We start from the raw sequence: 14673 nt of genomic DNA, 5'->3' as shown, positions 1-14673 counted from the left end.
GCACTCTGAAGGTTTTTTAGTTTTTAATTAGAATTTAATATTCAATTCTAAGTCTTTTTCTGCTACGGTAAATTTAGCGTCGTCATAATTTGGTGGTCCAAAAGACATCGGATTGTTAGACATGCCATAAGATTCTAGAGGCATTCCGTTTTCTCTAAAGTCCATTTGGTTATTATCGTTAGCATCATGAAAAGATATAATAGCGTAGTCGCCAGCTACAACGTTTTTAAAGGTCACGGTTATTTTTCCATCCTTAATTTTAGATTCTGCATTCATAACACCTTTTCCTTTCATAAACGTGTCTGCAGTATGCAATGATAATTTTACAGTGCCTTTATCACTTGTAACATTATCGATGGTTACAGTTATATTAACACCAGTATCTTGAGCAAAGCCAAATAAAGTTGATAGCGCAAATACTAACGTAAAGATTAATTTTTTTAGAATTAGAGATGATTTGTTGCTTAAAAATGAATGTAATGTAGATGTCATAATGTTTTGATTTAATGGTTAATGTGAAATTGTTTTTTGTTGATGTATCAAATATCTATAAAACAGCTTGGTTTCTAAATTTCAAATTACTGAATTGTAGAATAATATAGACGAGATGTAATAAGTTATTAATTAAAATACTTTTTGATGCTTTGCCATATGCGATAGGGTAATATAGGTTCTATTAATTGTCCAAGGTATGTGTTAGATGTTTCTTCTTTTATTCCAAATGCATCAGGTTCATTAGGAGGACATACGTATGTTCCAAATAGTTTATCCATAATTGGAGAAATGTTAGCATAGTTGCCAGCTCTTCTATCTAAATCGTGATGCCAATGATGTAATTCAGGAGCACCAATTAATACTCTAAGTGGACCAAGTGGTAATCTTACATTTGAGTGAATGTATATTGCCCAAATACCTCTAAAAGCTATAATTCCTGCAATAGATTCTAATGGGAAGCCTAAAATGTATGCTGGTAAATTAATTAGCCCAATTGTATAAATTGAATCTAATGGATGTTCTCTGTGTGCTGCTAGCCAATCTAAGTGTTTTGCGCTATGATGAACTTTATGAAATCGCCATAAAAAATCAATTTTATGCTGAAGTCTATGACCACAATAAATTAAAAAATCACTTAAAATTAAAACACTTAAAGTTTGCAGTATTAAAGGTTGAAACGATATATATGATTGAATTTTTTTTGGAATTATACCTGATAACGATTCACCAAAATAATTAATTGTCCACAATACTAAGCTGCTCCAAATAACATATTGACCAATAAAAAAGCAAAAATCTAAAAACCAATTTGGACGAAAAATTTTTTGTCCTTTTTTTGCTGGAAACACTTTTTCCATTGGAATGAAAACTAAACTAAGAAAAAGATAGCTCAGCGCTGTAATTAAAATGATATCCCAAATGTCATTATCTATCATTTGCTATCCATTGAATCTATTGAGATACTGTCTTTATTTAGTAAGATTAAATCTTTAGTGCTAAAAATAACACCAGATTTAGAACTGTAAATAAGTGGTTTAATATTGATTAAGGTGTCTTTAGAAGTTGTGTCCTTCTTTTTATAATGATCAATTAATATTAATGATTTCGAGGACGATATAGTTTCTATTTTTACAATTGAATCGTTAGAATTACTAATTTCATTTTTATTAGATTCCTCAGATTTATCAAAGTAGCCACTTCGATAGCAAATGAAACTTACTATTAAAGAAATAAAAAGTATGATGGTAAACATTTTAATAAAACTCTTTTTCATTTCATTAAGTTTTTAATAAAGTTACAAATGTTCTACAACAACCCTCTTGCCTTAATCTCTAAATACTTATTAATAGTATTTATAGTTAGGTTTTCTGGTGCTGTTAATATAGATTGAATACCGTGTTTTTGAAGTTCGTTGACAATGAGTTTTTTCTCGTACATAAATTTTTCAGCGATGGTTTTTTGAAAAATATCAAAGGTATTATCGGCTTCAACTGCAGTTAATTTTTGCAATTCGGTGTTTTCAAAAAAGATAACCACTAACAGATGATTCTTTGCAATGGCTTTTAAATAAGGTAATTGACGATGCAGAGCGTCTAAAGTTTCAAAATTAGTGTAGAGTAGAAGCAGACCACGTTGCGTAAGGCTTCGTTTTACGTCAATATATAATCTTGAAAAATCAGATTCAGAAAAATCAGTGTTTACATTATATAAGGTTTCTAGAATTTTATTCATCTGAGAAGGCCGTCTTTCTGCAGCTACCTTGTTTTCAACCTTACGAGAAAAGGTAAACATACCAGCTTTGTCTTGCTTTTTTAAAGCCACATTACTTATCACTAATGTTGCGTTGATGGCATAATCTAAAAGACTTAATCCATCAAAAGGCATTTTCATGGCTCTACCTTTGTCAATTACCGAATAAATAGGTTGCGAGCGTTCATCTTGAAACTGATTCACCATTAATTGATTACGCTTGGCAGTGGCTTTCCAGTTAATGTTTCTAATATCATCGCCATTAACGTAATCCTTAATTTGCTCAAACTCCATGGTATGACCAATTCTTCGGATTTTCTTTAAACCGTATTCAAATAATTTGTTAGAAAATGCCAACAGCATATATTTTCGTAATTGTAAAAACGATGGATAGTTAGGCACCATAGCATCTTTAGCAAATTGAAAGCGTCTTGTGACTAAACCAATGGGCGAATTGGCATATATGTTTAAGTTGCCAAAGTAGTATTCGCCACGCTCTAATGGTCTTAAGGTATAAGTTATTTTCTTTTGATTGTGTTTGCTAAGTTGGGTGTTAATTTCAAAATCGCGCTTTTGATACTGAAAAGGCATTTCGTCAATTAATTGTAAATCTGTTTTAAAATTGTAGTTGTTTTCTATGGTTAATTCTATGGGATTGTCGTCACCATTACTCAATTTCTCTGGTAATTGTCTAGATGCCGAAATTCCTTTTTGTTTAAATAGCAGAATTAGATCTAGTGCCACTAAAGCAACTGCAATAAAAAATAGAAATGTTACTATGCTTAATAAGCCAGGATAAATATAGGCGAGTATAAACAGCGCTACCATAATCATGGCAACAACAAAAAACCGAAAGGTTAAGTAGGTATGTTTAAAAAAACGTTTCACTATCTTGGAATCTCAATGGTTTCAAGGATTTGATCTACGACTTTGTCTACAGTAAAGGCTTCCATTTCACGTTCTGGTGTTAATACTAATCGGTGTTTTAAAACGGCTTTAGTACAACGTTTTATATCATCTGGAGTTACAAAATCTCTTCCGTTGATTGCGGCATTTGCTTTGGCTGCATTTAAAATTGCTATGGAAGCTCTAGGTGAAGCACCTAAATACAGATTAGCATTGGTTCTGGTATTATTTACAATGGCTGCAATGTAATTTAAGAGGTTGTCTTCTACAACAATCTGCTTTATAAGATTTTGGTAATTCTTAATGGCTTCAGCAGATAGAACAGCTTTAATTGAATCAAAATCCATTTTGTCTTGACGCGAATGATTATCTACCAATATCTGAATCTCATCCTCTAATGAAGGGTAGTCCACTTCAATTTTAAATAGAAAACGGTCTAATTGTGCTTCAGGTAAACGGTAAGTCCCTTCTTGCTCAATTGGGTTTTGAGTCGCGAAAACTAAAAATGGCAATTCCATGTCGTAACGCGTACCATCCATTGTTATTTGACGTTCTGCCATAACTTCAAACAAAGCAGCTTGTGTTTTTGCAGGTGCTCTATTAATCTCATCAATGAGAACAATGTTAGAGAAAATTGGCCCTTTTTTATATTCGAATTCACTACTTTTTACATTAAAAATAGATGTTCCTAAAATATCACTAGGCATTAAGTCTGGGGTAAACTGAATTCTACTAAAATCTACAGCCATGGTTTTGGCAAGTAATTTTGCAGTGACTGTTTTGGCAACACCTGGAACACCTTCAATAAGTGAGTGCCCATTTGTTAAAATTGAAATGATTAAAAGTTCTATCATTTCATTTTGTCCTACAATGAATTTGGCGATTTCGCGCTTTATGTCTTCAACACTATTTTGCAAGGGTTGCAAATTAATTCGGTTTTGAAAACCTTCAGAGGTTGGTGCTATCGCTTCATTTGTGTCGTTTGAAACATTAGTGTCGTTTACGACATGCTCTTCAGCTGGTGCTTTATCATCTAAATGCTCGGATGATGGTGTATTTTGATCTTCCATAATAACTTATGTTCGTTTAAAATGTTCTATTTTTTTATTCAATTCTATGAGCTCTTGCTCTGTATGATATGTTTTAGATTTTAAGAAAACAAGGTAATCTACTAAGGCTTTAGTATCTTCTTTAGAGTTGCTAGATTTTGCGGCCAATTTATCTATAAAAGTAGTGTTAAATTGATAGGTCTCTAGGTAATAATTGGTTCTTATAAATTCTAAAAAATATTGTATTTTCTTTTCAATGATATTAGTAAAATCGCCATGTTGGTAATATAATTCTCCAACGGTTCTGGTAAAGTCTACAGTGGCATTATCTAATTTTTTAATCACAGGTATAATACGCTGAGTACGTTTTCCTCTAAATATTACAAATAATATTAAGCCAAACATACTTATGTAAAACGCCCATTTTAATGCGGTGTTAGATAGAATAAAGCGCAGAGGACTAGTGATTACTTTTCGACCTGATTTGTAATTGTTATCCCAAATAATTTGTTGTTTTGGTAAATAAGATAAAACAGTTGCCGCGTAATCTTCTTTATCGTTTAAAAGATGGTAATTGGTAAAGGCAAATGGGGTGGTGTGTAAAATAAACTGCCCGTTATTTTCGCCATATTCTACTTTAATAAAGTTAGCATGCGTTTCTACTATATCGTCATTGTTTTTTGTAGTTAACGTTCCTAGTATGGTTGTTTTTAGTGTATCTACAGATTCAAAAAAACTATTTTCAATAACCTCTTTAAATGTTTTGTTATTAGACTGTAGGCTAGGGCTTGTAAATTTGCTGTCACCTTCTTTTCTATAGATGTTGGTATATTGACGTTGTACACTGACATTTAAGGTGTCCATAACATTGCCATAAAAGTATGTACTGCTAATAAACACGGTGTTTCCGTTTTCTACAAAGTTTAATAATGATTTAGACTCCTCTTGTCCAAAATTAATATGATCATTGATAAAGATTAAGGACTTTGGTTCTGAGAATTCTTCACGTTTTAGATATTCATAAATAGTGTTTTTTGAAACCAACACGTCGTCCGTAGAGAAGGTCTCTAGTTCATTAAATAGAATGTAGCATCCTAAAGGGATTTTATCTGCGGCAGAAAATGAATCTTGCCAGTTTAATGCCTTCGGTTTGGTGATTTCTGCAATCATCATAAAAACAATGACAGCACCAATAATATAGAGCGCAATTTTAGAACGCTTATCCATGCTGAGTTGCTTTTATTAATTGATTAAAATCGGCTTTGTTTTTATTATAACTAGCTTCGTCAATTGGAAATTCACCATACCAAACATAATCATAGATATATGATACACGTTTAAATAATGGTTTGAGTTGGCTGTCTTTTATTTCATTTAAATAATCTGTATTTGTTTTTTCAAAATGCCACTCAATGATATTTTTATGGGCTAAAGATTTTAATGATTTTAAATATAAGTAACGCGTTGCTAACCTGTAGTTTTTAGCTTTTAAGGCATTAGAAATCAGCTGGTCAAAATCAATATGCTCTATATTTTCTTCCACGTAACTAAATCCATCAATAGGTGCGGTTTCTGTTTTAAATACAGAGCTTACCGGATTTTCTAACAAGAATTTTATGAGAAGGTATAGGACAATAATGCCTAATAATCCATAGACTATAAATTCTAAAGTTTCATAATCAATAAAATCGATATCAAATCCAAAGACATCTCCCAACCAATTGAAAAACTTTCTTAGCACACGTTGCATTAAATTAATACCTCCTGTATCATTTATAGCATAATTAAAGTCATCACCAGAGTAATTGTCTTTAAAGTTTTCCTTAAAATAGGTAACGTCTAAGTGCGATGAATCTTTTTTTACAATGGCATCTTGAGCGTGTAATAGTGTTGCACCAAAAGCAGTTAAAAATCCTGAGGTTATATGTTTGAGTTTTATGTTACTCATTTACACCAATTTGATCAATTTTCTTTTGAAGAAATAGGTTGTATTTAACTTCGTTAAGATTGTAGTATAACACGCCATAGGATAATTGCGACAAAGCTTGTGTGTATATAAATGATAGTAGAAAAGCCGCAAAACCAAATGTAAATACTAAGGTTGCAAATGTGCTAGTCATTATATCTACATTGCTTTCTACAGTAAAATAAACATACAGGCCAATTATAACACTTGGTATAGAGATAATGAGCATTGTAATCATTGTATTAAGAATTCCAATAACTAAACCGAACAATACAATGCGCCAAAAATTAGACATTGTAAAATTAAAACCTTCTGATAAGGCTTCGCCAATGCCTTTTCCGGTAGAAAATATAGACATAAACGTTAAGCCAAAAATTGCTGAAAGCGTAAAGTTTAGACCGTATTGCGCTAGCATCCCTAACAACGGAATAAAGGCTAAAATCATTGAAGCAATAAAATAGACAACAACAATAACACCTCCTATTAAAATAAATACGAAGATAGTACCGATACTTTGTATTATACTTTTCCAGATGCGTTTGGAGTCTACCTCACCTTCGTTTTTTACATAATCAGAGACATATGCACTTGAAAAACTATAATTAATGAGTGATGTAATAAAAATAATTAAAAATAGAATAATGGCACCAGCTATAAAATAGCTGTCTGTTGCTATGTTTGATCCCATACCAAATCTAAAATCTTGACTTGCTAGTCCCATAAAACCAGTCACTAATAAATAAGAACTTATTAAGGTAAGGATAATGCTAATTGCATTGTATCTAAGATAAAGATTTGTATAAGCTTTAAAATTATGTTTAAGGAATAAAAAATAGGTATTAATGATATCACCAAACGTACTTCTTGTTCTTAATTCAATATACTTTTCGTTCACGTTATTTGGGAATTGGGATTAAAGTTAACAGCAGTAATTTTACTTGCTTTGTTAAGGGCAATAGGATAAATGATATAATAATAAACGATTAAAAATAAAGAAGAAAAAATAATACCATAGGCAATAAACCAAGGCATTTGTTCTCCATATCGTGTAATAAAACCTTCAATAAAACCTGCGATAATAAAAAATGGAATAGTGCTGACGACAATTTTCAATCCATCTTTTGCTCCCTTCATAAAAGCTACTCGTCTTGCATACGTTTTCGGAAACAAAAAACTGTTTCCCATAACTAAACCTGCGCATCCAGCAATAACTATTACCGAGATTTCTATGGTGCCATGAAGCCACACGGTCGATGTTTTTTCTAAAATACCATGATTGTAAAAAAATGTAATAAAAGCACCTAGCATAATGCCATTACTAAAAAGAACATATACAGTACCAACACTAAAAATGGCACCACAAGCAAATGCAATGATGGCAACTCTTATATTGTTAATGGTAATACCTAAAAATGATCCGATGTTACTTCCGCTTTTATAAACCGCCATTGGCTCACCTTTTTCTATATTTTCTAAGGTCATGTTTACATAACCATCACCTAATATAAGTCTAATAAATGAATCGTCATTTAAAGTAGAAACAGCACCAATAGTTACGGCAGCCATAAATATTAAAAAGGTATACAGTAAAGTTTTGTGGTATTGATAAAAGAATAAAGGAAATTCATCACGCCAAAACGAAATGATCTTATTTTTAGATTCTTTTTTAGTAATATAAATCTTTTGATGCGCTTGTGATGCTAAAGAATTTAGATATAACAAAGTCTTACTCTCAGGATAATAGGTTTGAGCATAAGACAAATCATTTGTAAGTTGAATATAATAAGAAGCTAAGTCATCCGGATTTATTTTTGCATTATTCTCCAATGCATTTTCAAAACCAATCCATTTTTCCTTATTTTGCTTCACGAAAGACGCTTCGCGCATAAATCTTTTTTAATTATAAACGAATATACATTTCCATGAGCAAATTAGCAATTAACACGGCACAAAATGTCAACTTAGACTATAAGTTAATTGGTTTGGGAGAACGTGTAGTAGCTTTCTTAATAGATGGTATTATTTTAATAACATATATGACTATTATTGAAAGCTTAGTTTCTGTATCCGAAATTTTTGATGCAGATGGCTGGACAAGACGAGGCTTTTTGGGATTATTTACCTTACCAGCTCTTTTTTATTCTGTGCTTTGTAATATATTTTTTGGAGGCCAAACGGTTGGAAAAATGATACTTAAAATAAAAGTGGTTAGTGTTGATGGTTCGCCTACGCAATGGTATAATTTTTTTGTAAGATGGATGCTGAGAATCGTTGATCTTTGGATTTTTTCGCCATCCATTGGTGTTTTAAGTATTTTACTATCAGATAAAAAACAAAGAGTTGGCGATGCGGCAGCAGGTACAGTGGTAATTAGTGTAAAGAAAAAGCACAAAATAACAAGTACTATTTTAGAGGATATAAATGATGATTACGAACCTGTTTTTAGCAATGTTACACAGTTAACCGATAAAGATGTAAGAATTATTAAAGAAGCCTTTACCATTTCTAAGAAGAATAACGATTTTAAAACCTTAACGATTTTGAAGAATAAGATTTGTGATACCCTTCAAATTGAGTCAAAATTGTACGATGTACAATTTATAGATACCATATTAAAGGATTATAATTATTATACTCAAAACATGTAAGCAGCGAACCACTTGTTTTGCTCAAAAGTGCATGTATCGCTTATGTCGAGTACTGTTGAAGTATCATAGATAACCGCTTTTCCTATTAGAAATAATGTTGAGTAATCATGCATTGCTAACAACGAAAAGAATACAAAGGTCTCAGTTAAAATAATAATTCATGTTTTTTCAAACCATAGATATTTTAGGAACCATAGCTTTTGCTATTTCTGGCGTTTTAGTTGCTATGAATAAACGTATGGATCCGTTTGGTGTGCTTATAATCGCTTTTGTTACTGCTGTAGGTGGTGGCACGTTACGAGATGTAATGATAGGTATTACACCTGTGTCTTGGATGAAGAACATGACTTTTGTGTATGTTATTTTTGGTTCCGTTGTGTTCGCGGTTGTGTTTAGAAAACAAATTAGTTATTTAAGAAAATCCCTTTTTTTATTTGATACTATTGGTATTGCACTGTATACTGTTGTAGGTATAGAAACCGGACTTATTGCTGGTTTGCATCCTATTATTTGTATTGCGTTAGGTACAATGACAGCGAGCTTTGGAGGTGTACTTAGAGATATTCTATGCAATGAAATACCTGTGATTTTTAGAAAGGAAATTTACGCTACGGCATGTATTTTAGGAGGATTCACTTATTTTCTATTGAGACGTTTTTTCGATGATGAAAATTACCTTTTTATTATAGCAGGTCTCGTGGTTATCACAGTAAGATTATTAGCCGTAATGTTTAAAATTAGCTTGCCAAGTTTATATAAAAAAGAGTGATTTTTTATTAGAACCGCTGACTTATTATTACTAAACTAGATTAAGAATTATACTCCAAATTGTGTTAAATGGTGGTCTAAATGTTTGTAAAACATGTTATTCCATTCTGTAGCCGATAATGTCCCGAATGAATGACTTTCTTTCTGGTCAAAATGAGCACTTCCTAAAGCTTGGGTTTTAGTGATGTAGGCAATTAAACGTTCCTTTTCTATTTCGAATTCCTTTTCACTAGTGATTAAAAATACTGGTGCAGTTCTACTGTTTTTTTTGTACGGTTTTTCACTAACGACTACGTTTTTGACAAATGTTTTTAGCATCCATTTCATAAAACCGTTTGGTTTAGGGTGTTTATCTTCAAAAACTAACTCGTATGTTACATTACAATGTGCTAGCATTTGACCAACCGACATTTTTCCCCAATTAGGTTGAGATGTACGATTTAGTTTGTTAATACGAGCTATAACGTCTGCTGTAATGGTGTTGTCAAAAATATTTTTCATGATGTATTTAATTAATTAAAGGATAATGAATATCCTATGTTTTAACAATGTACGTTCAGTAAGAAATAATTCTATTTCCATTTAATACCACAACCCATACTTGGTTTTTGGTCAGGATTTATTGGTGTTTTGTTAATTAAAGCATCTATCGCAGATCTTAGATCTTTACCTGTGACTGGCAGATCATTTCCTGGTCTAGAACTGTCTAATTGGCCAGTATAGACTAATTTTAAGTCTTCATTAAATAAGAAAAAGTCTGGTGTGCATGCAGCATCGTAGGCCTTGGCGACGGTCTGTGTTTCATCGTATAGGTAGGGAAAAATAAAATCATTTTCTATAGCATTTTGCTTCATTAAATCTGGAGCATCTTGAGGATAATTAATGACATCGTTACTTGAGATAGCGATACAATTAAGTCCTTTAGAAATATAATCTTTGGCTAATTGAGCTAATTCAGAATTTATATGAATTACAAACGGACAATGGTTACAAATAAAAAATACTAACGTACCACGTATTCCTTTTAATTCTTCTAATGATTTTTTAGTGTTATCTACGGTGTCTAGTAGCGTGAAATCTGGAGCTTTTGTACCTAGTGGCAACATGTTAGATTCTGTACGAGCCATTTTATATTATTTGATTTATTTATTAATTTTAATGAATGGAAAAGATAATAACTTATGAAGACTTTACAAAAGTAGATTTACGAATAGGAACAATCATACAGGTTGATGATTTTCCTAAGGCGCGTCGTCCTGCTTATAAGCTAACCATAGATTTTGGGCACTTAGGTGTAAAAAAAACCTCTGCACAAATTACAACACTTTATAAAAAGCACGATTTAATAGGAAGACAAATAGTAGCCGTAGTTAATTTTCCGGCAAAACAAATTGCTAATTTTATGAGTGACTGTTTGGTCCTTGGAGCGGTTAAAGAACATGATGTGTTTTTATTACATCCTAGCACTAAAGTGAAAAATGGTGTTACGGTCTCTTAGGTATTTATATGAGATAAGGTATGAGGTGTTTGGTCTAAAAATAAAAACCTCGATAGAGACTATCGAGGTTTTGTAGGTGTTAACTAAACATTTTTTTAGATATCATCAAAACTAATATCTGTAAAACTTTCAGTGTCTTCTTTTGTTTTTGCTTCTTCAGTTACAAAATCTTCCTCACGTTTAAAGTCTTTTTGATGACGTTCACTTATGACTTCTTGACCTTTTTCATTAATGATATAATCAGTCATTTCCGCTAAAATTTCTTTAAATTCTGTAAAATCTTCTTTGTATAAATAGATTTTGTGTTTTTTATAATGAAAAGAACCATCATCATTAGTGAACTTTTTGCTTTCGGTAACTGTTAAATAATAATCACCAGCTTTTGTAGCTCTAACATCGAAAAAATAGGTTCTTCTACCAGCACGTAATACTTTAGAATATATTTCTTCTTTGTCCATCATTTCATAACCACTCATAACTCAATATATTTTTAATTTCAATCCAAAAATCTAAAAAAAAAGTAACCTCTGCAACAAATAATTACATTTCTTTTTCGGAGCGTTGCTTGGTGTATAATTCTTTGTAGTAACCGCCTTCATTAATTAAGCTTTTGTGATTTCCAGACTCAATTATTTTTCCGTCTTCTAAGACAATTATGTGGTCGGCATTTTTCGCAGAAGATACGCGATGACTCACTATTATTGTTGTTTTATCCTTTGTGAGTTTCTTTAGGTTTTTTAATATTTTCTCTTCAGTTTCTGTATCTACTGCAGATAAGCAATCGTCAAATAAGAGGATTTCTGGTTTTTTAATGATGGCTCTAGCAATAGAAACACGTTGTTTTTGGCCTCCAGAAAGTGTTATACCACGTTCGCCTAAAATAGTATCATAGCCATTAGAAAAACCAATAATATTTTTATGAACTTTAGCATTCTTAGCGGCTTCAATAACTTCATCTTCTGTGGCTTCTTTTTTTCCGAATTTAATATTGTTTTTAATGGTGTCCGAAAATAAAAAGGCATCTTGTGGCACATAACCAATACTTTCTCTTAAGCTATAAAGATTTAATTGTGAAATGTCTGTTTGATCTATTAACAGCGTGCCACTATCAATATCATACAGTCGGCCAATTAGATCTAGAATAGTAGATTTTCCAGAGCCTGTTTTTCCTAAAATGGCTAAAGTTTTACCAGATTCTAGCGTAAAACTAACATCTTTCAAGGCTTTAATATTGGTGTCTGGATAAGTAAAAGATACATTTTTAAACGCAATACTTCCATTAATCGGTGTGTGTGCTTCTGTAGTGTTTTTAATTTCTGGTTCCGTTTTTAAAAATTCGTTAATGCGCTCTTGTGAAGCTTCCGCTTGTTGCACTAAAGACGTAACCCAACCTACAGTGGCTACTGGCCAAGTTAACATGTTGACGTAAATGATAAACTCCGCAATGGTACCAATGTTTTCAATTTTACCATTCATGTATTGCATGCCTCCAATGTAGATCACGATGAGATTACTAATACCTATTAATAAAATCATCATAGGGAAGAACAACGCTTGTACCTTAGCTAAATTAATTTGTTTTTGTCGGTTTTCTATCGACAGTTTTTCAAATGCTGCATTTGTAACGGATTCAATACCATAAGATTTTATAACAGAAACACCACTAAAGGTTTCTTGAGAATATGTAGAAAGGGTCGATAGGGATTGTTGTACAATAGTGCTGCGTTTATTTATAAGACGACTTAGTTTATAAATCGCAATAGATAAAACAGGAAGTGGTAGTAACGTATACAGCGTTAAGGAAGGCGACCTATCTATCATGTAGATTAAGGCCACAGCGAATAAAGTAATAGTGTTTATAGTATACATTAAAGCAGGACCAACATACATTCTTACCTTGCCGACATCTTCGCTAATACGATTCATTAAATCTCCTGTTCGGTTGGTTTTATAGAAATTTAAAGACAGTATTTGGTAATGTTTATAGATTTCATTTTTGAGGTCAAATTCAATATATCGCGATACGTTTATTATGGTCTGACGCATTAAAAACGTAAAAATACCAGTCACAATGGCGGCACCAACGATGAACATTACATTAGTTAAAATTTCAGTTTTAAAAACCTCTTGGGTAATTTTACCGTCTAAACGATTAGTAACCACATTTATTGATGCACCTACTAAACGAGGCGTAAATAGGGCGAAAATTTTAGAAACTATGGTTATAATGACACCTATGATAAGGCGCGATCTATACTTGTAAAAATATTTATTGAGATGTTTTAGTGCTTTCATGTTGTATTTGGTACGGCAAAAATATTACGATAATCGTATTTATTAGTTAATATTTTGCTAATCCTCTATTAATAATTTATTTTTGCACGCTGTTTTTAGAATACTCTAAAACACCCTAAAATCTAATTTTAAAATGACTTCAGAATTAATTACTTCAAAAGATTTAAAGAAAATAGATCCTGTTTTTGGGCAGTATTCTTTTGACGATCATGAGCAAATTGTTTTTTGCAATGACAAAGATACTGGTTTAAAAGCTATAATCGGTATTCACAATACAGTTTTAGGTCCTGCCTTAGGTGGTACTAGAATGTGGAATTATGCCAATGAATGGGAAGCTTTAAATGATGTACTGCGTTTATCGCGTGGTATGACATTTAAATCTGCTATAACGGGTTTAAATCTTGGAGGTGGAAAAGCGGTTATCATTGGCGATGCTAAAACACAGAAAACACCAGAATTAATGAAGCGCTTTGGTGAGTTTGTACATTCGTTAAGTGGACGATATATTACCGCAGAAGATGTTGGGATGACTACTGAAGATATGGATACCGTTAGAGAAGTAACGCCATATGTTACAGGTATTTCAGAAAGCAAAGGAGGCGCTGGAAATCCTTCTCCAATTACAGCTTATGGTGTTTTTATGGGTATGAAAGCAGCAGCCAAATTTCAGTTTGGTTCTGATGTGTTAGAGGATAAAAAAATAACAGTTCAAGGCATTGGAAATGTAGGAGAGGAGCTTGTAGAGCATTTAATGAATGAAGGAGCAAAGGTAATTATCGATGACATTAATAGAGAACGTTTAGAAGAAGTTAGAGATAAATATGGTGTTACTATTTACAACGGAAATGACATTTATAGTGAAGAGGTAGATATTTATGCACCTTGTGCATTAGGTGCCACCATTAATGATGATACCATCTATAAGTTAAATGCTAAAATAGTTGCAGGTGCTGCCAATAATCAGTTAGCTGAAGAATTAAAACATGGCTTAATTTTAAAAGAAAGAGGGATTGTATATGCACCAGATTTTTTAATTAATGCAGGCGGAATAATAAACGTATATGCCGAATTAGAAAATTACGGCAGACAAGAAATAATGCGTAAAACCGAGAATATTTATAATACAACTTTAGAGATCTTAGATAATGCTAAGATTAACGATATTACCACGCATAATGCTGCGTTTAATATTGCTAGAGAACGAATTGAAACAAGAAAGCAAGAAAATTTAAAATAGTCTTATTTTAATTCTGAAATAAAAATTATTTAATAGTACTTTTGCAAGGTGGATCTAAATAG

At 32.0% G+C, this 14673-nt stretch carries 17 protein-coding genes; 4 read left to right on the top strand and 13 right to left on the bottom strand.

Annotated elements, in window-relative coordinates:
• Window positions 1-27: 27 nt before the first annotated feature.
• From HNV08_RS10475 to HNV08_RS10435, 9 genes are all read right to left on the bottom strand, one after another.
• Window positions 28-492 (bottom strand): DUF2141 domain-containing protein, encoded by a 465-nt coding sequence (locus HNV08_RS10475; RefSeq protein ID WP_173281264.1) that lies wholly within the window; start codon window positions 490-492, stop codon window positions 28-30.
• A 128-nt stretch (window positions 493-620) separates the two neighbouring features.
• On the bottom strand, window positions 621-1430 hold the full coding sequence (locus HNV08_RS10470) for a sterol desaturase family protein (RefSeq protein ID WP_173281263.1): 810 nt from the start codon (window positions 1428-1430) through the stop codon (window positions 621-623).
• Window positions 1427-1768 (bottom strand): hypothetical protein, encoded by a 342-nt coding sequence (locus HNV08_RS10465; protein ID WP_173281262.1) that lies wholly within the window; start codon window positions 1766-1768, stop codon window positions 1427-1429. The genes HNV08_RS10470 and HNV08_RS10465 overlap by 4 nt, the downstream gene beginning before the upstream one ends.
• Window positions 1769-1800: 32 nt before the next feature.
• Complete coding sequence (locus tag HNV08_RS10460) at window positions 1801-3132, bottom strand: DUF58 domain-containing protein (protein ID WP_317170232.1); 1332 nt, start codon at window positions 3130-3132, stop codon at window positions 1801-1803.
• On the bottom strand, window positions 3132-4220 hold the full coding sequence (locus tag HNV08_RS10455; protein WP_173281261.1) for an AAA family ATPase: 1089 nt from the start codon (window positions 4218-4220) through the stop codon (window positions 3132-3134). Before HNV08_RS10455 ends, HNV08_RS10460 begins: the two co-directional genes overlap by 1 nt.
• 6 nt (window positions 4221-4226) lie before the next feature.
• A complete protein-coding gene (locus HNV08_RS10450; protein WP_173281260.1) occupies window positions 4227-5426 on the bottom strand; it encodes a DUF4350 domain-containing protein in 1200 nt (399 codons plus the stop codon).
• Window positions 5419-6147: a DUF4129 domain-containing protein gene (locus HNV08_RS10445; RefSeq protein WP_173281258.1), complete on the bottom strand. Its 729-nt coding sequence runs from the start codon at window positions 6145-6147 to the stop codon at window positions 5419-5421. The genes HNV08_RS10450 and HNV08_RS10445 overlap by 8 nt, the downstream gene beginning before the upstream one ends.
• Entirely contained in the window at window positions 6140-7060 is a 921-nt protein-coding gene (locus HNV08_RS10440; protein ID WP_173281257.1) for a hypothetical protein, read from the bottom strand. Before HNV08_RS10440 ends, HNV08_RS10445 begins: the two co-directional genes overlap by 8 nt.
• Window positions 7057-8052: a stage II sporulation protein M gene (locus tag HNV08_RS10435; RefSeq protein WP_173281256.1), complete on the bottom strand. Its 996-nt coding sequence runs from the start codon at window positions 8050-8052 to the stop codon at window positions 7057-7059. The genes HNV08_RS10440 and HNV08_RS10435 overlap by 4 nt, the downstream gene beginning before the upstream one ends.
• 35 nt (window positions 8053-8087) lie before the next feature.
• Between HNV08_RS10435 and HNV08_RS10430 the strand changes: the two genes are divergently transcribed.
• Both HNV08_RS10430 and HNV08_RS10425 read left to right on the top strand, forming a co-directional pair.
• Window positions 8088-8813 carry an RDD family protein gene (locus HNV08_RS10430; RefSeq protein ID WP_173281255.1) on the top strand — a complete coding sequence of 242 codons (726 nt, stop codon included), beginning with the start codon at window positions 8088-8090 and terminating at the stop codon, window positions 8811-8813.
• A 160-nt stretch (window positions 8814-8973) separates the two neighbouring features.
• The gene (locus HNV08_RS10425) at window positions 8974-9582 is read left to right on the top strand and encodes a trimeric intracellular cation channel family protein (protein WP_173281254.1); all 609 of its coding nucleotides are present in this window, start codon (window positions 8974-8976) and stop codon (window positions 9580-9582) included.
• Between the two features lie 47 nt (window positions 9583-9629).
• On the opposite strand, the gene HNV08_RS10420 is transcribed toward HNV08_RS10425, so the two are convergent.
• Together HNV08_RS10420 and HNV08_RS10415 are read right to left on the bottom strand one after the other, a co-directional pair.
• The gene (locus HNV08_RS10420; RefSeq protein ID WP_173281253.1) at window positions 9630-10082 is read right to left on the bottom strand and encodes a DUF1569 domain-containing protein; all 453 of its coding nucleotides are present in this window, start codon (window positions 10080-10082) and stop codon (window positions 9630-9632) included.
• 71 nt (window positions 10083-10153) lie between these two features.
• Entirely contained in the window at window positions 10154-10708 is a 555-nt protein-coding gene (locus HNV08_RS10415) for a thioredoxin family protein (RefSeq protein WP_173281252.1), read from the bottom strand.
• 35 nt (window positions 10709-10743) lie between these two features.
• Here HNV08_RS10415 and HNV08_RS10410 point away from each other — a divergent pair, with 35 nt between their 5' ends.
• Entirely contained in the window at window positions 10744-11079 is a 336-nt protein-coding gene (locus HNV08_RS10410) for a tRNA-binding protein (RefSeq protein ID WP_173281251.1), read from the top strand.
• A 95-nt stretch (window positions 11080-11174) separates the two neighbouring features.
• On the opposite strand, the gene HNV08_RS10405 is transcribed toward HNV08_RS10410, so the two are convergent.
• Both HNV08_RS10405 and HNV08_RS10400 read right to left on the bottom strand, forming a co-directional pair.
• Entirely contained in the window at window positions 11175-11555 is a 381-nt protein-coding gene (locus tag HNV08_RS10405; RefSeq protein ID WP_173281250.1) for a PUR family DNA/RNA-binding protein, read from the bottom strand.
• A 64-nt stretch (window positions 11556-11619) separates the two neighbouring features.
• Window positions 11620-13374, bottom strand: a complete 1755-nt coding sequence (locus HNV08_RS10400) for an ABC transporter ATP-binding protein (RefSeq protein ID WP_173281249.1) — start codon at window positions 13372-13374, stop codon at window positions 11620-11622.
• A 133-nt stretch (window positions 13375-13507) separates the two neighbouring features.
• Between HNV08_RS10400 and HNV08_RS10395 the strand changes: the two genes are divergently transcribed.
• Complete coding sequence (locus HNV08_RS10395; RefSeq protein ID WP_173281248.1) at window positions 13508-14611, top strand: Glu/Leu/Phe/Val family dehydrogenase; 1104 nt, start codon at window positions 13508-13510, stop codon at window positions 14609-14611.
• Window positions 14612-14673: the final 62 nt, after the last annotated feature.

Origin of the sequence: Winogradskyella eckloniae (assembly GCF_013249045.1) — a bacterium.
GTDB lineage: Bacteria > Bacteroidota > Bacteroidia > Flavobacteriales > Flavobacteriaceae > Winogradskyella > Winogradskyella eckloniae.
The sequence above is the reverse complement of the archived record's forward strand: the minus strand, read 5'-3'. Positions and strand labels throughout refer to the sequence as shown.